Source organism: Rhodococcus sp. PvP016, from assembly GCF_017832185.1.
In the GTDB taxonomy this organism is placed as follows: Bacteria; Actinomycetota; Actinomycetes; order Mycobacteriales; family Mycobacteriaceae; genus Rhodococcoides.
Map to the genome: position 1 here is coordinate 1298270 of NZ_JAFIBH010000001.1, position 21917 is coordinate 1320186.

Annotated in this window: 25 protein-coding genes and 1 riboswitch; of the genes, 16 read left to right on the forward strand and 9 right to left on the reverse strand. The window is 69.4% G+C overall.

Annotated elements, in window-relative coordinates; genetic code table 11:
- Positions 1 to 15: 15 nt before the first annotated feature.
- The 3 genes from JOE30_RS06035 to JOE30_RS06045 form a co-directional block, all read right to left on the reverse strand.
- Positions 16 to 1491, reverse strand: a complete 1476-nt coding sequence (locus JOE30_RS06035) for a hypothetical protein (protein ID WP_204869789.1) — start codon at positions 1489 to 1491, stop codon at positions 16 to 18.
- Between the two features lie 205 nt (positions 1492 to 1696).
- Positions 1697 to 2938 (reverse strand): MFS transporter, encoded by a 1242-nt coding sequence (locus tag JOE30_RS06040; protein WP_204869790.1) that lies wholly within the window; start codon positions 2936 to 2938, stop codon positions 1697 to 1699.
- Positions 2935 to 3381, reverse strand: a complete 447-nt coding sequence (locus JOE30_RS06045) for a MarR family winged helix-turn-helix transcriptional regulator (protein WP_204869791.1) — start codon at positions 3379 to 3381, stop codon at positions 2935 to 2937. Before JOE30_RS06045 ends, JOE30_RS06040 begins: the two co-directional genes overlap by 4 nt.
- Positions 3382 to 3457: 76 nt before the next feature.
- Between JOE30_RS06045 and JOE30_RS06050 the strand changes: the two genes are divergently transcribed.
- A complete protein-coding gene (locus JOE30_RS06050; protein WP_204869792.1) occupies positions 3458 to 4084 on the forward strand; it encodes a lysoplasmalogenase in 627 nt (208 codons plus the stop codon).
- Here JOE30_RS06050 and JOE30_RS06055 read toward each other — a convergent pair.
- Together JOE30_RS06055 and JOE30_RS06060 are read right to left on the reverse strand one after the other, a co-directional pair.
- Complete coding sequence (locus JOE30_RS06055; RefSeq protein ID WP_204869793.1) at positions 4077 to 4583, reverse strand: methylated-DNA--[protein]-cysteine S-methyltransferase; 507 nt, start codon at positions 4581 to 4583, stop codon at positions 4077 to 4079. The two genes, JOE30_RS06050 and JOE30_RS06055, sit on opposite strands and share 8 nt — an antisense overlap.
- Positions 4580 to 4990 (reverse strand): hypothetical protein, encoded by a 411-nt coding sequence (locus tag JOE30_RS06060; RefSeq protein WP_204869794.1) that lies wholly within the window; start codon positions 4988 to 4990, stop codon positions 4580 to 4582. Before JOE30_RS06060 ends, JOE30_RS06055 begins: the two co-directional genes overlap by 4 nt.
- A 100-nt stretch (positions 4991 to 5090) precedes the next feature.
- Between JOE30_RS06060 and JOE30_RS06065 the strand changes: the two genes are divergently transcribed.
- From JOE30_RS06065 to JOE30_RS06075, 3 genes are read left to right on the forward strand one after another with little or no spacing between them, the layout of a single operon-like run.
- Entirely contained in the window at positions 5091 to 5909 is an 819-nt protein-coding gene (locus JOE30_RS06065) for an SDR family oxidoreductase (RefSeq protein ID WP_204869795.1), read from the forward strand.
- Between the two features lies 1 nt (position 5910).
- Entirely contained in the window at positions 5911 to 6585 is a 675-nt protein-coding gene (locus JOE30_RS06070; protein WP_204869796.1) for an RNA methyltransferase, read from the forward strand.
- A gap of 47 nt (positions 6586 to 6632) precedes the next feature.
- Positions 6633 to 7730 carry a glycoside hydrolase family 76 protein gene (locus JOE30_RS06075; RefSeq protein WP_204870817.1) on the forward strand — a complete coding sequence of 366 codons (1098 nt, stop codon included), beginning with the start codon at positions 6633 to 6635 and terminating at the stop codon, positions 7728 to 7730.
- A 26-nt stretch (positions 7731 to 7756) separates the two neighbouring features.
- On the opposite strand, the gene JOE30_RS06080 is transcribed toward JOE30_RS06075, so the two are convergent.
- Together JOE30_RS06080 and JOE30_RS06085 are read right to left on the reverse strand one after the other, a co-directional pair.
- Complete coding sequence (locus JOE30_RS06080; RefSeq protein WP_204869797.1) at positions 7757 to 8434, reverse strand: DedA family protein; 678 nt, start codon at positions 8432 to 8434, stop codon at positions 7757 to 7759.
- Positions 8435 to 8449: 15 nt separating this feature from the next.
- Positions 8450 to 9280 carry a DedA family protein gene (locus tag JOE30_RS06085; protein ID WP_374100891.1) on the reverse strand — a complete coding sequence of 277 codons (831 nt, stop codon included), beginning with the start codon at positions 9278 to 9280 and terminating at the stop codon, positions 8450 to 8452.
- Positions 9281 to 9471: 191 nt separating this feature from the next.
- Here JOE30_RS06085 and fbaA point away from each other — a divergent pair, with 191 nt between their 5' ends.
- The gene (gene fbaA / locus JOE30_RS06090; protein ID WP_204869798.1) at positions 9472 to 10512 is read left to right on the forward strand and encodes a class II fructose-bisphosphate aldolase; all 1041 of its coding nucleotides are present in this window, start codon (positions 9472 to 9474) and stop codon (positions 10510 to 10512) included.
- A gap of 13 nt (positions 10513 to 10525) precedes the next feature.
- Here the strand turns inward: fbaA and JOE30_RS06095 are convergent, their stop codons facing one another.
- Entirely contained in the window at positions 10526 to 11083 is a 558-nt protein-coding gene (locus tag JOE30_RS06095) for a hypothetical protein (RefSeq protein ID WP_204869799.1), read from the reverse strand.
- 57 nt (positions 11084 to 11140) lie between these two features.
- Here JOE30_RS06095 and JOE30_RS06100 point away from each other — a divergent pair, with 57 nt between their 5' ends.
- From JOE30_RS06100 to JOE30_RS06135, 8 genes are all read left to right on the forward strand, one after another.
- A complete protein-coding gene (locus JOE30_RS06100; protein ID WP_204869800.1) occupies positions 11141 to 11557 on the forward strand; it encodes a DUF3151 domain-containing protein in 417 nt (138 codons plus the stop codon).
- 10 nt (positions 11558 to 11567) lie between these two features.
- Positions 11568 to 12740, forward strand: coding sequence for an aromatic acid exporter family protein (locus JOE30_RS06105; RefSeq protein WP_204869801.1), 1173 nt, complete (start codon positions 11568 to 11570; stop codon positions 12738 to 12740).
- A 153-nt stretch (positions 12741 to 12893) separates the two neighbouring features.
- Positions 12894 to 13766: a hypothetical protein gene (locus tag JOE30_RS06110; protein WP_204869802.1), complete on the forward strand. Its 873-nt coding sequence runs from the start codon at positions 12894 to 12896 to the stop codon at positions 13764 to 13766.
- A gap of 129 nt (positions 13767 to 13895) precedes the next feature.
- Positions 13896 to 14810 carry a cation diffusion facilitator family transporter gene (locus JOE30_RS06115; protein ID WP_204869803.1) on the forward strand — a complete coding sequence of 305 codons (915 nt, stop codon included), beginning with the start codon at positions 13896 to 13898 and terminating at the stop codon, positions 14808 to 14810.
- A 53-nt stretch (positions 14811 to 14863) separates the two neighbouring features.
- A riboswitch (cobalamin riboswitch) is annotated at positions 14864 to 14998 on the forward strand.
- A 28-nt stretch (positions 14999 to 15026) separates the two neighbouring features.
- The gene (locus tag JOE30_RS06120; protein WP_204869804.1) at positions 15027 to 15710 is read left to right on the forward strand and encodes an energy-coupling factor ABC transporter permease; all 684 of its coding nucleotides are present in this window, start codon (positions 15027 to 15029) and stop codon (positions 15708 to 15710) included.
- Positions 15703 to 16029: an energy-coupling factor ABC transporter substrate-binding protein gene (locus JOE30_RS06125; RefSeq protein ID WP_204869805.1), complete on the forward strand. Its 327-nt coding sequence runs from the start codon at positions 15703 to 15705 to the stop codon at positions 16027 to 16029. The genes JOE30_RS06120 and JOE30_RS06125 overlap by 8 nt, the downstream gene beginning before the upstream one ends.
- Positions 16030 to 16785, forward strand: coding sequence for a cobalt ECF transporter T component CbiQ (gene cbiQ / locus JOE30_RS06130; RefSeq protein ID WP_204869806.1), 756 nt, complete (start codon positions 16030 to 16032; stop codon positions 16783 to 16785).
- A complete protein-coding gene (locus JOE30_RS06135; protein ID WP_204869807.1) occupies positions 16782 to 17645 on the forward strand; it encodes an energy-coupling factor ABC transporter ATP-binding protein in 864 nt (287 codons plus the stop codon). The genes cbiQ and JOE30_RS06135 overlap by 4 nt, the downstream gene beginning before the upstream one ends.
- Position 17646: 1 nt before the next feature.
- On the opposite strand, the gene JOE30_RS06140 is transcribed toward JOE30_RS06135, so the two are convergent.
- Positions 17647 to 18309: a hypothetical protein gene (locus tag JOE30_RS06140; RefSeq protein ID WP_027506407.1), complete on the reverse strand. Its 663-nt coding sequence runs from the start codon at positions 18307 to 18309 to the stop codon at positions 17647 to 17649.
- Positions 18310 to 18602: 293 nt separating this feature from the next.
- Between JOE30_RS06140 and JOE30_RS06145 the strand changes: the two genes are divergently transcribed.
- The 3 genes from JOE30_RS06145 (at position 18603) to JOE30_RS06155 (ending at position 21890) form a co-directional block, all read left to right on the forward strand.
- Positions 18603 to 19892 carry an adenylosuccinate synthase gene (locus JOE30_RS06145; protein WP_204869808.1) on the forward strand — a complete coding sequence of 430 codons (1290 nt, stop codon included), beginning with the start codon at positions 18603 to 18605 and terminating at the stop codon, positions 19890 to 19892.
- A gap of 127 nt (positions 19893 to 20019) precedes the next feature.
- Entirely contained in the window at positions 20020 to 20382 is a 363-nt protein-coding gene (locus tag JOE30_RS06150; protein WP_051613506.1) for an LGFP repeat-containing protein, read from the forward strand.
- A gap of 44 nt (positions 20383 to 20426) precedes the next feature.
- A complete protein-coding gene (locus JOE30_RS06155; protein ID WP_204869809.1) occupies positions 20427 to 21890 on the forward strand; it encodes a PLP-dependent aminotransferase family protein in 1464 nt (487 codons plus the stop codon).
- The last annotated feature ends 27 nt before the right edge of the window (positions 21891 to 21917 follow it).

The window sequence follows — 21917 nt, forward strand, 5'->3', positions numbered from 1 at the left end:
CCACGCGCTCGGTCGTCAGGAGCGAGTGCCCTTGCGACGCGAGAGTGCGAACGCACCGACACCCGCGACGGCGACGACGGCCACGCCGGTGCCGATCGCGGCGACGGGCAGTCCGCCCTCGTCGTTCGAGGCACTCGCCTGATCCGACCCCGCGAGGCTCGACTCGGACGACACGAGACCGATCTCCGGCAGTTCGCCGGCGACGATGACGTTGCCCTCCTCGTCGTCGGTGAAGTAGTCGACCACCTTGAACGTGCGCGTCGGGCCGTCGACGTAGAAGCCGATGAGACGGATTCCGGAGGCGGTGACCTCGACCGTGGTGGAGTCGATGGTCGCGACCTCGACGTTCTCCTCGGTGGCGTCGCCGACCTGGACCGTCACGGTCTCCTTCTCGGCATCGTCGGCCAGCGCGGCGTCCGCGGCCTTCGCGTCCTCGGCGGCCTTCGCGGCAGCCTCGGCCTCGGCCTTCTTGTCCGCGGCCTCCTTCGCGGCAGCAGCGGCCTCGGCGTCGCCGGCAGCCTCGAGCTGCTTGGCGCGCTCGTCGGCGACGGTGGCGGCGACCTGGGTCGTCGCGGCCTTGACGACGGCGGCGAAGAGCGTCGACGCCTTCGCGTACGCGGCCTGGATCGCCGTGGTGACCTTGGCGGCGTCGAGCGTCGCGAACGCGTCACCGACAGCCTTCAACGATTCCTGGGCAGCCTTCGTGGCTTCCTCCGCGGCAGTGCGCGCGGCGGCGGCGGCCTCGGCCTTCGCCTCGGCGTCCGCACGTGCGGCCTCTGCCTCGGTCGGATCCGCGGCAGCGTCGCCCTCGAGCTCGTCGGCCTTGTCCTTCGCAGCGTCGGCTTCGGCCTGAGCGGTGTCGGCCTTCGACTTCTCCTCGTCCGCTGCAGCCTTGGCGGCGTCCGCCTCTTCCTGCGCCTTGGCGGCGACACCGGCGGCGACGATGCTCTCCTGCTCGGCGACGGCGGCGGACTCCTCGGCCTTGGACGCGTCGAGCTCGGCCTCGGCCTCGTCGACCTCGGCCTCGGCAGCGGCGTCGCCACCCTGTGCTGCGGCGATCGCGCTGTCGAGCAGTGCCTGCGCCTTCTTGATCGCGTCGACGGCTGCCTTGGTGGCGTCCTTGGCAGTCTGGAGTGCCTTCTTCTCGTCCTCGGTCAGCTTCGCGTCGATGTCGACCTTGATGGAGGAGTTGCCCTCGTCGTCGACCACGACGGAACCGGTGACCTGCGGCAGCGGCCGAGCCGGGGGAGCGGTGGTGGGCACAGTGGTGACCGGCGGCGCATCCGTCGCCGAAGGGGCCTGCTCGGTGCTCGACGTGGCGGGAGCCTCGGTGGTGGTGCTCGTGGAGGACTCGCTGCTCTCCGAGCTGTCCGGCTGATCCTGCTGGGCGACGGCCACGGCGGGTGCGGCGACAGCCAGCGACACGGCGAGCACGGCGCCCGCTGCGGCGAGCCGCGTCCTGCGAGCACGGGTGATGGACTTGTCCGACATGAATGGCCTTTCGATACCGAAAACGGCATTCCTGCCGTATCCGAGAAGCGGTGAAGAATGGTGTACGCGTCCCCCGACGGAACAGAACGTACCTTCCGGTTCGCCTAGACCTTTACTCGAGAGTTACTTCGTCATCGAAGTGTGACCTTTGATGCTCACGAGTCTCATGTGATGAAAGTGACTGGTGGGTTTCAGTTTTCCCTGGTCAATCGCCCACAGTCAGTGCCGCCGCTTCGTCCACGCTGTGCGGAGCGGGGTCGTGATCGTCGACGTGTGCGAGGACCTTTCGGCCGGTCGCCAGGACACCGATGGCCAGGAAGGTGCAGGCGGCGCCCACCCAGAACGGCACGTGCACATTGGATTCACCGAGCTTGCCGGCGAGGTACGGAGCGGCAGCACCACCGGCGAACCGCACGAAGCTGTACGCCGCCGAGGCGGTGGACCGTTCGACCGGCGCCGAGATCATGACCGTCTCGGTGATGAGGGTGTTGTTGACGCCGAGGAACAGTCCGGCGAGGACGACGCACACGATCAGCACCGGCTTGCTCTCCGTGAACAGCGCCATCACGGCGAGATCGGCGGCGAAGAGGAGTAGCGCCAGCATCATCATGTTCAGCGTCCCGAACCTGCGCTGCAGGCGCGGTGCGAGGAACACCGAGGCCACTGCGAGCGCGAGTCCCCAGCCGAAGAAGATGAAGCCGATCGCGTAGGTGCCGAGGTCGAGCGGGAACGGCGTGTAGGCGAGCAGGGTGAAGAATCCGTAGTTGTACAGCAGTGCCGTGATGCCGACCGTGAGCAGTCCGCGGTGCCGCAGCGCGCGGAAGGGATCCGCGAGAGAGGTTCTATGCGTGGGCTTCTCGCCCTCCGGCAGCATGACGACGAGCAGCACGACGGCCACGGCCATCAGTACGGCGACGCCGAAGAACGGGCCCCGCCAGCTGATGCTGCCCAGGACGCCGCCGACCAGAGGGCCGGTGGCGATACCGATGCCCAGTGCGGCCTCGTACAGGATGATGGCCCGCGCGACACCACCGCTGGCGGCGCCGACGATCGTGGCCAGGGCGGTCGCGATGAAGAGCGCGTTGCCCAGTCCCCAGCCGGCGCGGAATCCGACGATCTGAGTGATGGTGCTCGACGAGCCCGCGAGCGCGGCGAACACGATGATGATCGCGAGACCGGCCAGCAGTGTCTTCTTGGGGCCGAAGCGCGACGAGACGACGCCCGTGACGAGCATGGCCACGCCCGTCACCAGCATGTACGACGTGAACAGGAGCGACACCTGCGACGGTGTCGCGTTCAACTGTTCACCGATGGGCTTGAGAATGGGATCGACGAGGCCGATCCCCATGAAGGCGATGACACTGGCGAACGCCACTGCCCACACGGCCTTGGGTTGCTGAAGAAGGCTCGGCTGGGACGGGTCCTTCTTCTCCTCGATCGTCGTCACGGGTGTTCCTTTCGTGCTGTGGTCTTGAGGACCGAGCGCAGGTCGTCGAGGCCCTCGACGATGCGTCGGAGTTGGTCGGGATCGGGTTCGCCCAGGTGGCGGAGCAGTCCGTCGCCGATGGCGCGACGGGAGTCGGCGAGCCAGGTGCGTCCGCGGTCCGAGATCGACACGACCACGGCGCGGGAGTCGGTCGGATCCGTCATGCGGTCGACGAGACCGTTCTCGTGGAGCGTGCGCAGCAGGGCCGTCGCCGACGGTTGCGAGCATCGGTCGAGGCGGGCGAACTCGCTGATCCGGATCGCGCCGTACTCGTCGAGCAGGGAGAGCGCGCGCGACCACGTGCGGGGATGCTCTGCGGTCGCGACCGAGGCCGCGAGCCGGGTGAAGCGCGAGGTCGTGGTGACCAGTTCGGACAGCAGGGTCCGCAGCTCGTCGGTTCGCATCGGCGTGGTGTGCACTCCCTTAACGTTACATAAGCTAACTATCGAAATCCAGTGTGGGGTCGGTTACGGTGTCCGCATGCCGTCCGGGTCGTCCGTCACGCTGGTCCGCAGGGCGACGGCCCTGGCCTACGCCGTTGCTGCGGCGGGCACGATCGTCGGCGCCGCCACGCATCGACCCGTCGTGCAGACGGTGTGCAAGCCGCTCCTCATGCCGATTCTCGCGGTGCGATCCGGCGCCCACCGCTCGCCACTGCTGGCTGCGGGGCTCTCGGCGGCGACGCTCGGCGACGTCGCGATGATCGATCCGGACGACGATCGCCGGTTCACTCTGGGGGCGTCGTCGTTCGCCGTCATGCAGGGATGCTGGTCGGTGCTGTTGTATCGCAATGGTTCTCGCGCGCGGCCGCGCCATGCTCTGCTCCGAGCGGCGGGATGGGCGGGCGGAGCGGTGCTGGCCACGAGACGCGCCCCGACCATTGCGCCGGTTTCCACGGCCTACGGCGTCGCCCTCGGCGCCATGTCCGTCCTGGGTGCGGACGGCGACACCCGCGCCGTCGTCGGATCGACGCTGTTCACCGTCTCTGACGGCATGGTGCTCGTCCGGCGGACCACGGCCGACGCGCGCCTGCGCGACGTCCTCGAGGTCGCGGTGCTCGCGACCTACATCGGCGCTCAGTACGCGCTCGTGGACTCCCTCACGTGAACAGCGTCGGGGTTCCCGACTCGAGATCGAGCAGCAGGCGTTTGCGCTCGACGCCGCCGGCGAAACCCGTGAGGCCGCCGGACATTCCGATGACGCGGTGACACGGCACGACGATCGACAACGGGTTGCGGGCGTTGGCCGACGCCACCGCGCGCACCGACGTGGGCCGACCGACAGCGACGGCCAGAGCGGAGTACGTCCACGTCTCGCCGTACGGGATCGTGCGGAGGGCGGCCCACACCTCGTTCTGGAACTCGGTGCCCACCGGGGCCAGCTCGAGGTCGAAGCGGCGCCGACGGCCGCCGAAATACTCCGCCAACTGTTCGCGGATCTCGTCGAACCCGTCCGCCCGGGCGGTGCCGATCCGGCCGGGAGCCGGCGCCGGACGATGACCGGGAAAGTAGACGCCCGACAGCGCAGTCCCGGTGCGTACGACGGTGAGAGGGCCCACCGGCGTGTCGAGAACGGTGTGGTGCCGGGTCGCGTCGGTCGGCGTCACAACCGGATCCGTGTCCGGTCGTCGGGATCGACGACGACGGGCACGGTCGCGCCGACCTCGTATCGGACGGACCCCTCGCGGCGGACGGTGCCCGGATAGGACCCCGACCCGGGCACGGTGATCGTGAGGTCCACTTCCGCCCCGGTGCCGATCTCCCGTACCTCGTCGACGACGGCCCACCCCTCGAGCCCGTGGTCGCGCATCCGGCGTTCGTCGGCGGTGGGGCGCCCGGCGGCCATCATCGCGAGTCCGAGTGCAGCACCGAAGCCCGCGACCAGGGCAGCGATCTGGTACGGCACCGTGCCGTCCGGAGCCTTCGGGAGCAGCACGAGCGCCCAGACCGCCAGCACGACGACGTAGATGGCGGTGACCACGGCCACCGCCCGGCCCACTCTCTCGTGGTCCATTCGCTCGGTTTCCTCCCGTGGCGGCGTCCGAAGCTACTCGGCGGTAAGTTTTCGGCTCACCGCTCTGTTGCAGCTCACCCCGACCCCTTACTCTTCAGGCATGTCTCAACCTACTCCGGCCGGCCTCCGGTCTTCCCGCTCCACTGTCTTCATCACCGGCGCAGCAGCCGGCATCGGGCGGGCCACCGCTCTCACGTTCGCCGCCGCCGGGTATCACGTCGGTGCGTACGACATCGACGAGACGGGGCTGGCCTCTCTCGCCAAGGAGATCGCGGCGAAGGGCTCGACGTCGACGACGGGAATCCTCGACGTCACCGACACCGCGCAGTTCACCGAGCGACTGAAGGAGTTCGACGAGGCGGCCGGCGGCCGACTCGACGTGCTCATCAACAACGCGGGCATTCTCATCGCGGGCCAGTTCGCCGAGCAGGCCATCGAGACGCACCGCAAGCAGTTCGACATCAACGTCGGCGGCGTGCTGAACGGGCTGCTCGAAGCGTTCCCGTACCTGAAGAAGACGCGGGGCGCCCAGGTGGTGAACCTGTGTTCTGCCTCCGCGATCTACGGCCAGCCCGAGCTCGCCACGTACGGCGCGACCAAGTTCGCGGTGCGCGGCCTCACCGAGGCACTCGACCTCGAGTGGCACAAGCACGACATCGCCGTGAAGGCCATGTGGCCGCTCTTCGTGCAGACCGCCATGACCAAGGGGATCCAGACCGGCACCACCGGTTCGCTGGGCATCAAACTCACTGCTCAGGACGTCGCCGACGCGATCTTCAAGTCGACGCAGCCCGCCAAGCGGATCTACCACAAGGTGCACTTCCCGGTGGGGCTCCCGTCCAAGGCGCTGTCCATGGGCTCGCGGTTCTCCCCGGTCTGGCTGACCCGCGAGGTCAACCGCCGTCTGTCCCATTCCTGAGTTGACCGCGAACGACCGCAGCGACGAGGCGGGTGCCACCGAGTGGGGTGAGCACCCGCGCGGCGTACCCGCCTGGGACGTCGAGCGTGACGGGCCTCGGCCCACCGATCCTCGCTACGACCCGGAACTCCTCGACGAAGGGGACCGGCGCAACGTCGTCGACGCGTACCGGTACTGGACGCGCGAGGCCATCGTCGCGGACCTGGACACACGCCGGCATCCGATGCACGTGGCCATCGAGAACTTCGCGCACGACGCCAACATCGGGACGGTCGTCCGCACGGCCAACGCGTTCGGCGCCGCCGCGGTGCACATCGTCGGGCGTCGACGGTGGAACCGCCGCGGTGCGATGGTCACCGACCGCTACCAGCACATCGAGCACCACGAGACCGTCCAGGCGCTGATGGCGTACGCGGCGGAGGCGGGCCTGACGGTGGTGGCCGTCGACAACGTGCCCGGGTCCGTCCCGCTCGAGACTGCCGTTCTCCCGCGGAACGCGCTGCTGCTCTTCGGTCAGGAGGGCCCGGGCGTGACCGACGACGCCCGTGCCGCCGCGTCGATGACGGTGTCCATCGCGCAGTTCGGCTCGACCCGCAGTATCAATGCCGGTGTCGCAGCCGGGATCACGATGCACGCCTGGATCCGGCAGCACGCGGATCCCGGCCTGGCCTGGTGACCGTGCCCGACGGCTCCCGGGGCGAGGGGTACTGGCAGGATCGCACCATGCACGACACGTGGTCCTCCAGAGCGGACGCCGCCGAGGAGGCCGTCTTCTCTCGCCACGTCCGCCGTCTGTGGGGACTGCCGGGGACGGCGCTGGGTGTCGTGGCATGGCCGCCGGTCCGACGGGAGCGGCTGTTCCTGCGGTGGCACTACTGGTGGCAGGCGCACCTCATCGACTGCGTGGTCGACGCCGAGGAGCGGGCGCCGTCGGCGCGCCGCCGACGACGGCTGGCCCGGATCGCGCGCACCCACCGGCTGCGCAACCTCACCGGCTGGACCAACTCGTACTACGACGACATGGCGTGGCTGGGGCTGTCCCTCGAGCGAGCGCAGCGTCTGCACCTCGTCGACAATCGCACCGCGATCGCGGCCCTGGAGTCGGAGCTGTTCGACGCGTGGGATCCGGCGCACGGGGGCGGTATCCGCTGGTCCAGGAAGAGCGACTTCTTCAACGTGCCGGCCAACGGGCCGGCGGCGGTGCTGCTCGCACGTACCGGCAAGCTGTGGCGCGCGCAGGCCATGGCCGATTGGATCGACGCGACTCTCGTCGATCCGACGACCGGTCTCGTGCTCGACGGCATCCACGCCGACGGCCGTGTCGAGACGCCGATCTACTCCTACTGCCAGGGCGTCGTGCTCGGCGCCGAGACCGAACTCGCGATCAGCCTCGGTGACGACAAGCACCGCGAGCGCGTGCATCGACTCGTCGCCGCCGTGCAGCAGCACCTCACCAGGGACGGCGTGATCATCGGCGGCGGGGGAGGGGACGGCGGCCTGTTCAACGGGATCCTCGCCCGGTACCTCGCACTGGTGGCGACGTCGTTGCCCGGAGACACTGACGAGGACCACGAGGCGCGCTCGGTCGCCGCCGACATCGTGCTGGCGTCGGCGGAGGCCGCGTGGGACAACTGCCTGTCCATCGAGGGCCTGCCGCTGTTCGGCAGCGACTGGTCCGCCATCGCCAAGCTGCCCTCGTTCGGTGCGTCGATCGCCCGATTCAGCGCCGGCACCGTCACGTCGTCGTCCGTGCCCGAGCGCGACTTCTCCGTCCAACTCGGCGGCTGGATGTTGATGGAGGCCGCGCACACTCTCGGCTGACCGTCAGCGGTCAGAGATCGTGAACGTCAGAGATCGTGAACTTCGGTGGTCTCGACCGGCCTCTTCATCTCTTTGCGGTACTGGTACAGGCCGAAGATGGTGCCGACCACGATCGAGACGATCATCAGCGTGAGCACGGTGGGGAACAGCCACGACACCTTGTCGAGCACCGCTCCGAAGTAGAACCCGATCAGCAGCAGTACGGGTGCCCAGATGAGCGCACCGAGCGTGCTGGCGATGGTGTAGCGGCGGTGGTTCATCCCACCGGCACCGGCGACCATCGGGCACAGGGTCCGCACCCACGGGATCCAGCGCGCGACGAGCACTGCCCAGAAGCCGTGCTTCTCGAGGAGTCGATTGACCTTCTCCAGATTCGCGGTGTTGACGTACTTGCCGTTCTTGCGCGCCACGAGGCGATGACCGGTGCGTTTACCGATCATGTACCCCACCTGATTACCGGCGATGGCGGCCAGGAACGCGCCCGCGGACAGCGCCCACACGTGCGAGGTGCCCGAGGCGTGGGCGGCCAGTCCGATACCGGCGGTGATCAGCAGCGAGTCGCCGGGAAGGAAGAGGCCCACGATGACGGCGCACTCGAGGAACACGAAGGACACCACGATGAGCCAGACCAGGGTGGGTCCGGCCGATTCGAGGAATCCCATCGCGCCGCCTTCGGCGAGCACGGTGGTACCGGCGAGAAGCATGAACGGGGGACCGATCTACGAGGACGAGTCGCGCGGAGCGGGCTCGGTGCGCTGGACGGGCTCGGCACGGTGGACGGACTCGGCACGGTGGACGGACTCGGACGGGGCCGGCTCGGACCACTTGGACGGCTCGACCTCGCCGTCGAGCTCGCCGTCGAACGCGTCGACGGCCTCACCGAGCGGGGTGCGGCGCGACGAGACGATCCGCTTGCCGACCTCCCAGGCGATGGGCAGGACGGAGACGGCGACGATGAGCAGAAAGATGATGTCGACGTTGTCGCGAATGAACGCGATCTGGCCCAGCAGGTAGCCGAGCAGCGTCACACCCGAACCCCAGACGATGCCGCCGACGACGTTGTAGGTGATGAACGTGCGGTAGCGCATACCCGAGGCGCCGGCCACGACCGGCGCGAACGTACGCACGATGGGCACGAAGCGCGCCAGGAAGATGGTGATGGGGCCGTGCTTCTCGAAGAACGCGTGCGACTCGTCGATGTAGCGCTTCTTGAGGAAGCGTGCGTCGTCGGTGAACAGGCCCGTGCCGGCCTTCTTGCCGATCAGGTACCCCGCCTGATCACCCAGCACCGCGGCGATCGGAATGGTCACCAGCAGGACCCACAGCGGCGCGAACGGCTCGATCTCCGCGCTCTTCGACGCGGCGATCAGACCGGCCGTGAACAGCAGCGAATCGCCCGGGAGCAGCGGGAACAGCAGTCCCGACTCGATGAACACCACCAGCAGCAGACCGACCAGGACCCAGGTGCCGAACGAGTTCAGCAGGTTGACGGGATCGAGGAACCCCGGCAGCAGGGCGAGGTCGGTCACGGAGGCGGCCACGGTAGTCACAAGCGCCCACAGTACCGGCGAGAGCAGCCGATACCCGCACGCCGAGTGGCGGGTAGTACAACTCACGAGCAACTCTCAGCAACTACCGGCGAGTAGATCGGGCAGGGCGCGACCGACGTCACCGCGGTTGACATACTGCTAGTGACCGCACCTGATCGGGTGCCCCGTTCGCTCACCGTGGAGGTTTCTTCGTGCCGATCGCAACTCCCGAGGTGTACGCCGAGATGCTCGGCCGCGCCAAGGAACACCAGTTCGCTTTTCCCGCCATCAACTGCGTGGGATCCGAGTCCGTCAACGCGGCCATCAAGGGCTTCGCCGACGCGGGCAGCGACGGCATCATCCAGTTCTCCACCGGTGGCGCGGAGTTCGCGTCCGGTCTCGGTGTGAAGGACATGGTCACCGGCGCCGTCGCGCTCGCCGAGTTCGCCCACGTCGTCGCCGCGAAGTACGACGTCACCATCGCGCTGCACACCGACCACTGCCCGAAGGACAAGCTGGACACCTACGTGCGTCCGCTCCTCGCGGTGTCGCAGGAGCGCGTCGACGCCGGGAAGAACCCCCTCTTCCAGTCGCACATGTGGGACGGCTCCGCGGTGCCGATCGACGAGAACCTCGAGATCGCCAAGGATCTGCTGGCCCGGGCGGCCGCTGCGCGCATCATCCTGGAGATCGAGATCGGCGTGGTCGGCGGCGAGGAGGACGGCGTCGAGGCGGAGATCAACGACAAGCTGTACACCTCGAACGAGGACTTCCTGAAGACGGTCGAGGCGCTCGGTGCCGGCGATGCCGGATCGCGCTACCTGCTGGCCGCGACGTTCGGCAACGTCCACGGCGTCTACAAGCCGGGCAACGTCAAGCTCAAGCCGTCGGTGCTCGCGGACGGCCAGCGCGTCGCCACCGAGAAGCTCGGACTCGCTGCCGGCTCCAAGCCCTTCGACTTCGTCTTCCACGGCGGCTCGGGCTCGGCCAAGAGCGAGATCGAGGAGGCCCTCGAGTACGGCGTCGTGAAGATGAACGTCGACACCGACACCCAGTACGCGTTCAGCCGGCCCATCGCCGGGCACTTCTTCAGCAACTACGACGGCGTGCTGAAGGTCGACGGCGAGGTGGGCAACAAGAAGGCCTACGACCCGCGGAGCTACCTCAAGAAGGCCGAGGCCGGTATGACGGCGCGCGTCGTGGAGGCGTGCAACGACCTGAAGTCCGCCGGTCGGAGTGTGTCAGCGGGCTGACCCCCGTGCGCTGTCAGGCGCAGACCTTCCAGGTCTCGCCGTCCAGCGCGAGGTCGAACGTGCGCGCCGAGGGCTCCGCGCCCTCGGTGCGCGCGGTGACCTGTGCGATCGCCGTCGTCTGATCCGGCGGCTGCGCCTCGGTGATCTGCCCCGGCGGCTCCGCCGCTTCTGAGATCTGGATGGTGTCGACGCTCTGGACCACCGGCACCGTTCCGGACGCGACGGCGGCGTCGTGCGTCGCGGCGAAGTCGGCGTCGGAGATGCCACCGTAGAAGGACGCCAGCGCGCCGCACGTGACGCCGCGCAGAGCGGTCAGATCGCCGTCACGCAACGCCGTGGTGAAGGTGTCGATCGAGGTGCGGATCTTCTCGTCGTCGCTCGGACCCGAGACGCTCGTGCCGCCGCGCAGAAATGCGAACGCCACGACACCCGCGATCGCCAGCAGGGCCACGAGGGCCGCCGCGATCCACGGTCCGCGCCGCCGGCCGTCGGAGCGCGGCGACACCTTCTTCGGTGCGGCGCTGGGTTCGATGCGGCGCGGTGCGGCGGGGCGCGAGTTATCCGGGGACACGCGTGCACCTTATCCAGCGCTCGACGTCTCCCGCGCGCTCCGTGGGAGACTGTCGTCATGACTTCCTTCGGTGATCTCCTCGGTCCCCAGCCCACCCTGCTGCCCGGCGACGACGAGGCCGAGTCCGCTCTGCTGAACCACACGGCCCCCGAGGAGGTGGCCGCGGCGCATCCCACCGCGTCGATCGCGTGGGCGTACCTCGCCGAGGCCGCCCTGTCCGACGGCCGCACCATCACCGCGTACGCCTACGCCCGCACCGGCTATCACCGCGGGCTCGACCAGCTGCGTCGCAACGGCTGGAAGGGCTTCGGACCCGTGCCGTACAGCCACGAGCCGAACCGCGGCTTCCTGCGGTGCGTGGCCGTCCTGGCCCGCGCCGCGCAGTCGATCGGGGAGACGGACGAGTTCGCCCGCTGCCTCGACCTGCTCGAGGACTGCGATCCGCGCGCCGCGGACGAACTCGGCGTCGGCTAGCACCAGCTTCATGGGCCGATTCGGGAGCTACCCACGATTCACGGCCCCGCATCTCGGCCTGCGCACCCGCGGCTCCGCACGGATCGACGCGTCGCTGCGGCGACTGAGTGTCTCCGGGTTGCCGATCATCCAGTGCGCGCTCGCCGCGGGCATCGCGTGGTTCGTGGCGACGGACGTCGTCGGGCACGTCACGCCCTTCTTCGCACCGATCGCGGCCGTCGTCTCGCTCGGTGTGTCCCTCGGGGCGCGGATGCGACGCTCGGCCGAACTCGTCGTCGGCGTCACGGTCGGTATCGGTGTCGGTGACGCGATCATCGCGCTCATCGGGACCGGCCCGTGGCAGATCGCCCTGGTCGTCGCGCTCGCGATGTCGACCGCGGTCTTCCTCGACAGCGGCGCCATCATCGCGATGCAGGCGGGATCGTCGGCCGTGCTGGTGGCGACCCTCATCCCGCCGGGCAACGCCGGCGGACTCAACCGCATGGTCGACGCCTTGATCGGCGGTCTGGTGGGACTCGCCGTCGTCGCCGTCGTGCCGACTCATCCCGTGCGCCGCGCGCGCAAGGACGCGGCCACCGTCATCGCCACGTCGGGCCGGGTGCTGCAACTCGTCGCGGACGGTCTCCTGGCCAACGACGCGGAACCGATCGCCAAGGCGCTGAAGGCTGCGCGCGCGACACAACCGGCCATCGACGCGATGCGCACCGACCTCAAGGGTGGGCGCGAGATCAGCCGCATCTCCCCGCTGTACTGGAACAGCAAGCAGCGCCTGGCCGAGCTCGCCGCGACGGCGGATCCCCTGGACAACGCGGTGCGCAACATCCGGGTTCTCGCCAGGCGCTCGCTGTCCCTGGTGCGCGACGACGAGATTCTCGACCCCCGACTCGTCGACCTCGTCGAGAAGCTCGCGCAGGCCACCGAGGTGGTGCGGAAGATGATGCTCGCCGATCCCGGCGAGCAACCCGACCGAGCCGAGGCGGCGCGGGTTCTCCGGCACGTGGCGGTCGGTGCGAAGGCGGAGTTGATGCAGGACGCCGGGCTGTCGGCAGTGGTGGTGCTCGCGCAGATCCGGTCCATCGTCGTCGACCTCCTCCAGGTGGCGGGGCTCTCGCGGATCTCCGCGCTGGCGACCCTGCCGCCGACCGTCGACCACCCCGCCGTGCCGCCGGAGCTCGACTACTAGGTTCCCGCTGCTGTTCCGTGTTCCCGCGGACGCTGCAACCCCTCCTCGAGTACGGAAGCCCTGCGGGAGCCGCCGGTGCACAGGACGAGCGTGCTCCACAGGCGGGCGCTCGACGGCGTGTCTCCCGTCCGCGCGTGATCGACACTCACCGCCATGGACCTGCACCGCCGCGCGACCGGTGACGTGACCGACGCGGCGCTGCGCGGTCTGGTGAGGCGCGGCGAACTGGTCCGCGTGAGCCGCGGCTCCTACGGCTCCGGCTCGGAGTGGGCATCGGCATCACCGGACGAGCGCTACCGCCTGCGGGCGCTCGGAGTCATGGCGGGACGCACCGCGGTGGCCGTCGCCAGTCACGAGTCCGCGGCAGCGCTGCATCGGCTCCCCCTGCTCGCTCCCGACCGCGCTCGGGTGCACGTGAGCGTGGACGGTCGAGGAGGTGGTGCGTCGACGCGGACGGTTGCCGAACACCGGGTGCCGCTGTCCCCGCTGGACGTCACCACCGTCGACGGTGTGCAGGTCACGACGCCGACACGGACGGCACTCGACATCGCGTGCACGGTGGGACTCGACCGTGCGCTGTGCGCGATCGAGTCCGCACTTCGCACGGAGGCGCCGGATCTGCAGGAGTGCCTCGCACGGCTCGGGCGCCGTCGCGGCATCGCCACCGCCCGGCGCGCGATGGACCTCGCGAGCCCCCTCACCGAGAGCATCGGCGAATCGTGGAGCCGAGCCCTGATGATGCAGTGGCCCGAGATTCCCACGCCGCGGCTGCAGCACCGCTTCGTCGACGATCGTGGTCGCATCGTGGCCCGCACCGACTTCGACTGGGACGGTCGGCTGGTGGGCGAGTTCGACGGGATGATGAAGTATCGCGGCGGAGCACAGTCGGTGATCGACGAGAAGCTGCGCGAGGACGCCCTCCGTGCGCTCGGCAATCACGTGGTGCGGTGGACGTGGGACGACCTGCGTCATCCCGAACGGCTACGGCGTCTGCTCGCGTCCGGGATGGCCATCGCGTTCCGCTGACGCCGGAGGGCTTCGGCTTCCCGCGGGCGTTCCGTGTTCCCGCGGATGCTGCAACCCCTCCTCGAGTACGGAACCCCTGCGGGAAGCGTGACTCACCATATGCACACATTCGCATGTATGGTCTCGATCATGGGAGCGGGGCACGGACATGCGCACACACCGGCGGCAGGTGAGGCCGGCACCGGGCGTCTGCGACGCATGGGGATCGCGTGGTTCGTGCTCGTCGCGTTCTTCGCCCTCGAGCTGACCGTCGGCCTGATCATCAATTCGCTGGGCCTGCTCGCCGATGCCGGGCACATGCTCACCGACATCGTCGGCATGTCGATGGGCCTCATCGCGCTCACGATGGCCCGGCGCGGATCGAGTTCCGCTGCACGAACATTCGGGTGGCACCGGGCCGAGGTGCTCACCGCCGTCGCCAACGCGGTGCTGCTCCTCGGGGTCGCGGTCTTCATCTTCGTCGAGGCGATCCGCCGCATCGGGGACCAGCCGGACATCCCGGGCCTCGCCATGGTTCTGACGGCCGCCGCGGGGCTCCTCGCCAACATCGTCGTCATGCTGCTCATCCGCGCCGACGCGAAGGACTCCATCGCCGTACGCGGGGCCTACCTGGAGGTGCTCGCGGACACCGTGGGCAGCGTCGGGGTGCTCGTCGCCGGTGTGCTGCTCCTGGCGTTCGACTGGACCTGGGCGGACATCGTCGTGGGCATCGCCATCTCGCTGTGGGTGGTGCCGCGGGCACTCTCGCTCGCCGGCCAGTCGTTGCGCATCCTCACGCAGGCCAGCCCGTCGTCGGTGGACATCGGTGCTCTCGAGGCCGACCTGCGGGCGCTGCCCGGAGTCGTCGACGTCCACGACCTGCACGTCTGGACCCTCACCACCGGCATGGACGTCGCCACGGTGCACATCACGTCGGACGGTTCCGGATCGGTGATGCTGGCCCGCGGGAAGGAAGTGCTCTCGGCGTACGGCTTGGACCACGCCACCGTGCAGGTCGAGCCCGCGGTGCACGGTGCGACCTGCCGCGACGAGCTCACCTGGTAGCAGTCGGGAGAACCTGCGGGCAGGCCGGAGGCCGGTCGGTGAATACCTGTGCGAGTATGACTCGGCAGGTCAGAGCCTGCGACGTGCTGGCGAGGGGAATCCGGTGAGAATCCGGAACGGTCGCGCCACTGTGAGCGGGCCTCGTCGTCCGTGAGTCAGATCGCCGATCCGGCACGTGAGACTCGAATCGGACGCGCAATCTGAGGAGTTCCACTCGTGCACATCGCCGAGGGCTTTCTGCCACCCGTTCACGCGGCAGTCTGGACGTGCGCCGCGGCGCCGTTCGTCGTTCACGGCGCTCGTGCCGTCGTCGTCCAGGTCCGGGAGAACCCCCGCAGCCGTCTGCTGCTGGGTGCTGCCGGTGCCTTCACCTTCGTTCTCTCCGCCATCAAGTTGCCGTCCGTCACGGGCAGCTCGAGCCATCCCACCGGAACCGGCCTGGGTGCGGTGCTGTTCAAGCCGCCGGTCATGGCGTTCCTGGGCACGGTGGTGTTGCTCTTCCAGGCGTTGCTGCTCGCGCACGGCGGTCTGACGACGCTGGGGGCCAACGCGTTCTCCATGGCGATCGTCGGCCCGTGGGTGGGGTACGCCGCGTTCCGTCTCACCGGCAGGCTGGGCGGTGGTCTGTCGCTGTCGGTGTTCTTCGCGATGATGCTGGCCGACCTGTCGACGTACTGCACGACGTCGGTGCAGATCGCGCTCGCGTTCCCGGATCCGCAGAGCGGCGTGCTCGGCGCCGTCACGAAGTTCCTGTCCATCTTCGCCGTCACCCAGATCCCGCTCGCCATCGCGGAGGGACTGCTGGGTGTGCTGGTGTTCCGCGTCCTGCGGACCGTGGCGACGCCGGAACTGAGGGACCTCGGAGTGCTGCGCCGCGAGAAGGGTGCCGTCGATGCGTAGGAACGTCGTGATCAACCTGCTGCTCGTCCTCGGGATCGTCCTCATCGTCGGCGCCGCGCTGATGCTCGACGCGGGGCGCAGCGGCGACGAGGAGCGGTTCGTCGGTACCGATTCGGCCGCCACGTCGCAGATCGAGGAGGACCACCCGGACTACGTCCCGTGGTTCGAGTCGGTGTTCTCGCCGACGTCGGGCGAGGTGGAATCGGGCCTCTTCGCGCTGCAGGCCGCGCTGGGTGGGCTCGTTCTCGGGTACGTGCTGGCGGCACTGCGCGGTCGGCGCAAGCTCGAAGCACTTCGCGCCGAACTCGAACGGACGTAAGTGCAGGGTCTCGCGGTCGACGACGCGGCCTGGGCCAGTCCGTGGCGCACGCGCGCGGTGGGGGACAAGGCGGCGCTCTCGCTGGGCCTCGTGCTGTGCGCGCTGCTGCTCCCGCCGTGGCCCGGCGCGCTGATCGTCACGGTGGTCGCGCTCGGTGCCGCCGTCGGGGCCGCCCGCACACCGCTCCGGCCGGTGCTGCGCGCGCTGACCGCGCCGGCGGCCTTCATCGCGCTCGGCGCCGTCTCCGTCGCCGTCACGGTGACCGCCACGCCGGACTGGAGCGTCGGGGTCACGGCCGACAGCGCGCGACGCGCGCTGGAGGTGTCCGGTCACGCGATCGCCGGGACGTCGGCCGTGCTCCTGCTGGCCGTCACGACGCCGATGATCGACATCCTCGCCGGGCTGCGACGGCTGCGGGTACCGCCGGCATGCATCGACGTCGCCGCGGTGATGTACCGCTTCCTGTTCGTGCTGCTGTCGTCGGTACGCACCATTCGTCAGTCACAGACCGCCCGCCTCGGCTACTCGTCGCCGCGGAGGTCACTGCATTCCGCGGGTCTGCTGACGGCCGCCGTGCTGATCAAATCGTGGGACCGGGCCTCGCGGCTCGAGGCGGGGCTGGCGGGTCGCGAGTTCGGCGACGCGGTCTCGGCGGACCCGGTCGACCGACAGCGCAGTTCGCCCACCTTCCTCGGTGCGGTCGTGGTGGTGCTGGGCGCCGTGGTGGCGCTGTCGCTGCTGGGACATCGCGCATGAGCCACCGCACGCTCGCCGCACGCGATCTCGAGGTGCGGTACCAGGGCGGGCCGCCGGTGCTGGCCGGCGCGAGTCTGAGCGTCCCCGCCGCGGCCAGGGTGGCGCTTCTGGGCGCCAACGGCTCGGGCAAGACGACGCTGCTGCGGTGCCTGTCCGGAGCGATCGTTCCCGACGGCGGCCGGGTGGAGATCGACGACGTCGCACTGCGCCACAACCGATCGGGCCTGCGTGCGCATCGCCAGGAAGTGCAACTGGTGCTGCAGGATCCGGACGATCAGCTGTTCTCGGTCGACGTGTACCGAGACGTGGCCTACGGTCCGGTCAACCTCGGCCTGGGGCCCGACGAGGTGCGCGAGCGCACGGAGGCGGCGCTCGAGGTGATGGGCATCGATCATCTGCGCTCCCGGCCGACGCACCAGCTGTCCCACGGTGAGCGCAAGCGCGTCGCGACAGCCGGCGCCGTGGCCATGCGGCCGTGCATCCTGCTGCTCGACGAACCGACGGCCGGGCTCGATCCGCAGGGCGTCGACGAGATGTTCGCCGCGCTGTACCGCCTGGAGAACCACCACACGACCGTGGTGCTGTCGACGCACGACGTGGCCCTGGCGCTGGAGTGGTCGCACTCGGTCGCCGTGGTCGTGGACGGCGCTGTGGTGCAGGGGGATCCGGTGACGTTGCTGTCGGACGCCGACCTGCTGGCACGGGCCAGGTTGCGGACACCGTGGCCGTTGGCGCTCGCGGCGGACCTCGTCCGGGACGGCCTGCTCGAACCGGGGTCGCGGCCACGTGGGGCCGCAGAACTACGAAAGATGTTGCGCGGGAAAGTCGGCGGGAAGGCCGGAGGCCGGCCGGGGTATTAGGTCAGCGTACGAGAAGCCATTGCTTGTCGTGGCGGTAGATGGTGGACCGGGTGGTCTCGCGGGGGATGTCGATGCCGTCCTTCGTCAGACGCGCCGCCGTGGCTCCGAGTTGCATCGCCCGGCCGGTGATCCAGCGGCGTCGGAACAGTCCGCGCTTGCCCTGCACCCGAGCTCGCAGTCCCGGCATCTCGAGCGTCGGGGTGACCTCGATGCCCGGCACCTCACCGGAGAAGAGCTTGGTGTCGTCGACGTAGGCCTCGCCGACGAGGTGGCCCGACGGCCCCGAGACGGTGGCGAGCCCGACGACGGCAGATCCGGCGTCGTCACGGATGAGGGGAGTGGGTGAGGCGGTGCCGGACAGCGCGACCTTGGCGGCGCGCGATCCCGTGCCGACGCGGAAGAGGTGGCTGGCCTCGCTGGCGGTCTCGGCGACATAGGCGAGCTCGATGTCGAGTCGGTCTCGCCGCATCAACCGGGTGAGGACGGCGGCGAGGGAGGCGTCGGTGCCGAGCACGATCAGCCGGGGGTCGTGCACCGCGTCGAGTTCCGCGAGCAGGGCGTCGCACTCCTCCTTCGACGGCACCTCGGGTACCGCGGTGAGCGGTAGCGAGGACAGCGCGATGGGCAACAAGGGCCTGCCGCACTGCAAGACGAACGGAGTCACGCGAATTCCTTCTCAGCCGGATGGGGTCTGCCCCACCCTAATCAGGACACGGTCGTCGTGGACCCCGGGAAGGCGCTTGCCCGGTCTCGATTGCGCGTCGCTTTGACCGTGCCGCCGCGACAGAAGACCAGGCAGTACGGTCGGCGGTCGGCTGTGAGCGGCACGTGTCGCCTCGGGCGGTACACTGTGTCACCGGTCATGGTCGGTGCGCGTTCCGCACGTCACGAAGTGCGTTCCGACACGTGCCACAGCCCGGGATGGTCCGGCTGTCCACCCGAGTGATGGAGCAACACATGCCGGCAATCGTCCTCATCGGCGCCCAGTGGGGCGACGAGGGCAAGGGCAAGGCCACCGATCTGTTCGGCGAGCGACTGCAGTGGGTGGTGCGCTACCAGGGTGGCAACAACGCCGGCCACACCGTGGTGCTGCCGAACGGCGACAAGTTCGCGCTCCACCTCATCCCGTCGGGCATTCTCTCGCCCGGCGTGAACAACGTGATCGGCAACGGCGTCGTCGTGGATCCGGGTGTGCTGCTCACCGAACTCGACGGCCTCGAGAAGCGCGACGTGGACACGTCGAAACTGCTGCTCAGCGCCGATGCGCACCTGATCATGCCGTACCACGTGGCCATCGACAAGGTCACCGAACGCTTCCTCGGTGCCCGCAAGATCGGCACCACCGGACGCGGCATCGGCCCGTGCTACCAGGACAAGATCGCCCGCGTCGGAGTGCGCGCGGCGGATGTCCTCGACGAGAAGATCCTGACCCAGAAGGTCGAGGCCGCACTGGAATTCAAGAACCAGGTGCTCGCCAAGATCTACAACCGCCGCGCTCTCGAGTCGGAGAAGGTGGTGGAGGAGGTGCTCGGCCAGGCCGAGGGCTTCAAGCACCGCATCGCCGACACCCGGCTCGCGCTGAACCAGGCGCTCGAGCGCGGCGAGACGGTGCTTCTCGAGGGCTCGCAGGGCACGCTCCTCGACGTCGACCACGGCACCTATCCGTTCGTCACGTCGTCCAACCCGACGGCGGGCGGCGCGGCCGTGGGTTCGGGCGTCGGCCCGGGTCGGATCACCACCGTCCTCGGCATTCTGAAGGCGTACACCACGCGCGTCGGCTCGGGCCCGTTCCCGACGGAGCTGTTCGACGAGTCGGGTGAGTACCTGGCCAAGCAGGGCGGCGAGGTGGGTGTCACCACCGGCCGCGCCCGGCGCACCGGCTGGTTCGACGCCGTCATCGCGCGGTACGCCACACGCGTCAACGGCATCACCGACTACTTCCTGACCAAGCTCGACGTGCTGTCGTCGCTCGACACCATCCCGATCTGCGTCGCGTACGACGTGGACGGCGTGCGCCACGACGACATGCCGATGACGCAGACCGGTTTCCACCACGCGAAGCCGATCTACGAGGAGATGCCCGGGTGGTGGGAGGACATCTCGGGGGCGCGGACCTTCGAGGAGCTGCCTGTCAACGCCCAGAAGTACGTGCTGCGTCTCGAGGAGCTGTCGGGGTCGTACATGTCGTACATCGGCGTCGGTCCCGGCCGTGACCAGACCATCGTGCGGCGCGACATCCTGTCCTGACACGGTCGAGATGTCACAAATGGCGTGACGATAACGCCAGGATGGCTCATACTGTGGCTCAGGTTCGCTATGAGGTGGAACAAAACGGATCCCCCTCTCGGCGAGAGCAGGTCAGTGGAGGACCGCTATGGACAGCACCTACGTCGGGCTCGAGGTCTTCCAGTGCCAGTTCGAGCGATTCAGCTTCGAGCACTCGTGGATCGGTGACCGTGTCGGCGAGCTGATGCTGGGGCCGCGCGGCGGCGGCATGCTCGAGTTCCAGCACGCCATGGTCTTCGCGCTCCCCGAGGGCGGCGCGCACGAGGTGCACGGCGACATCCTCGCCTGGTACCTCGCGCACGGTGGCCCGAGTGGTTCGCTCGGCTACCCGCTCACCGACGAGAAGCGCACTCCGACGGGTCACGGCCGCTACAACGTGTTCGAGAACGGCACCGTCGGATGGCTCCCGGGTACCGGGGCGTTCCTCATGGGGTCCGTCCGCACCGCCTGAACTGGACTGCACCCCGGTGTCCACCGAGGTGGATACTGGACCGCATGGTGACTCGCGTGATCGGTGCGTCCACGCTCTCGCGGGACCTCGGGCACTGGCGGCCGTCGGGGCGCCACCGGCCGGTCTACCGGGCTCTCGCCGACGGGATCCGGCTCCTGGTGCACGACGGCCGCATCCCTCTGGGCGTCGCCCTGCCCAGCGAGCGCGATCTGGCGGGAGCCCTGTCGCTGTCCCGCACCACCGTCACCAACACGTACGCGGCACTGCGTGACGAGGGGTACCTGTTGAGCAGGCAGGGATCCCGCAGCACGGTCGCACTGCCGCGGACCGGCCTGGCGGGCCGGCCGGCCCGCGCGGCCGCGTCGGTGATCGATCTGACCCATGCCGCCGTCACCGCTCCGTCCGACGAGGTGACACAGGCGTACGCCGCTGCGCTGGAGGCGCTTCCGGCCTACTACACGGGTCACGGTATCGAGCCGGTCGGTCTCGCGACACTGCGGCAGGCCCTGGCTCGCCGGTACGACGAGCGCGGGCTGCCCACGTCGCCGGACCAGATCATGGTGACGTCCGGCGCCCAGCAGGCCTGGCGCCTGCTGCTCGAGGTGCTGGTGTCGCCCGGTGACCGGGTGGTGGTCGATCACCCGACGTATCCCAATGCGCTGGAGGCGATTCGGCGCACTGCGGCGCGGGCTGTCCCCGTTCCGTTGCGGCCGCGGGAGTACTCGACCCCTGGATCGGCGCACTCGCCGCAGCGATGGGACCTCGACGCGATTCGTGACGCGACGGTGCAGACGGGGGCGCGAATGGCGTACGTGCTGCCCGACTTCCACAATCCGACGGGTGCTCTGCTCGATGTCGCCGGCCGTGCGGAACTGGCGTCGAACGCCCGCCGGGCCGGCACCACGCTGGTGGTGGACGAGTCGATGGCCGACCTGTGGCTGGACGAGGCGCCGCCCGCCCCGGTCGCGTCGGTGGGGCATTCCGGCACTGTCGTCACCGTGGGGTCCGCGTCGAAGGCGTACTGGGGTGGTCTGCGGGTCGGCTGGATCAGGGCGTCGCCGGCGCTGATCTCCCGCCTGGCGACGTCGCGGGCCGCCGTCGACATCGGCACCCCGATCATGGACCAGCTCGCGTGCGCGGCGCTGATCGAGCGGCACGAGGAGATTCTGATTCCCCGCCGCGCGGAACTGCGTCGCAACCGGGACGCGCTGACGGCAGCTCTGGCGCGGCACCTGCCGGACTGGTCGTACGACCCGGCGCCGGGTGGCCTGTCGTTGTGGGTCCAGATGCCCGCCGCGGCGTCGACGGCTCTCGCCGCTGTCGCGCCGGCGCACGGGGTGGCGCTGGCGGCGGGGCCGCGGTTCGGGGTGGAGGGGGCGTTCGAGCGGCACGTGCGCCTGCCGTACACGGAGAGTGCAGACCGATTGGAAGCTGCGATCGACCGAATCGCGTTCGCCTACCAATCCCTGAAACCGACCGACGGGAACTATTGCGCCGTCGTCCTGTGAATGGGGGTGGTCGACAGAGAATGGTCG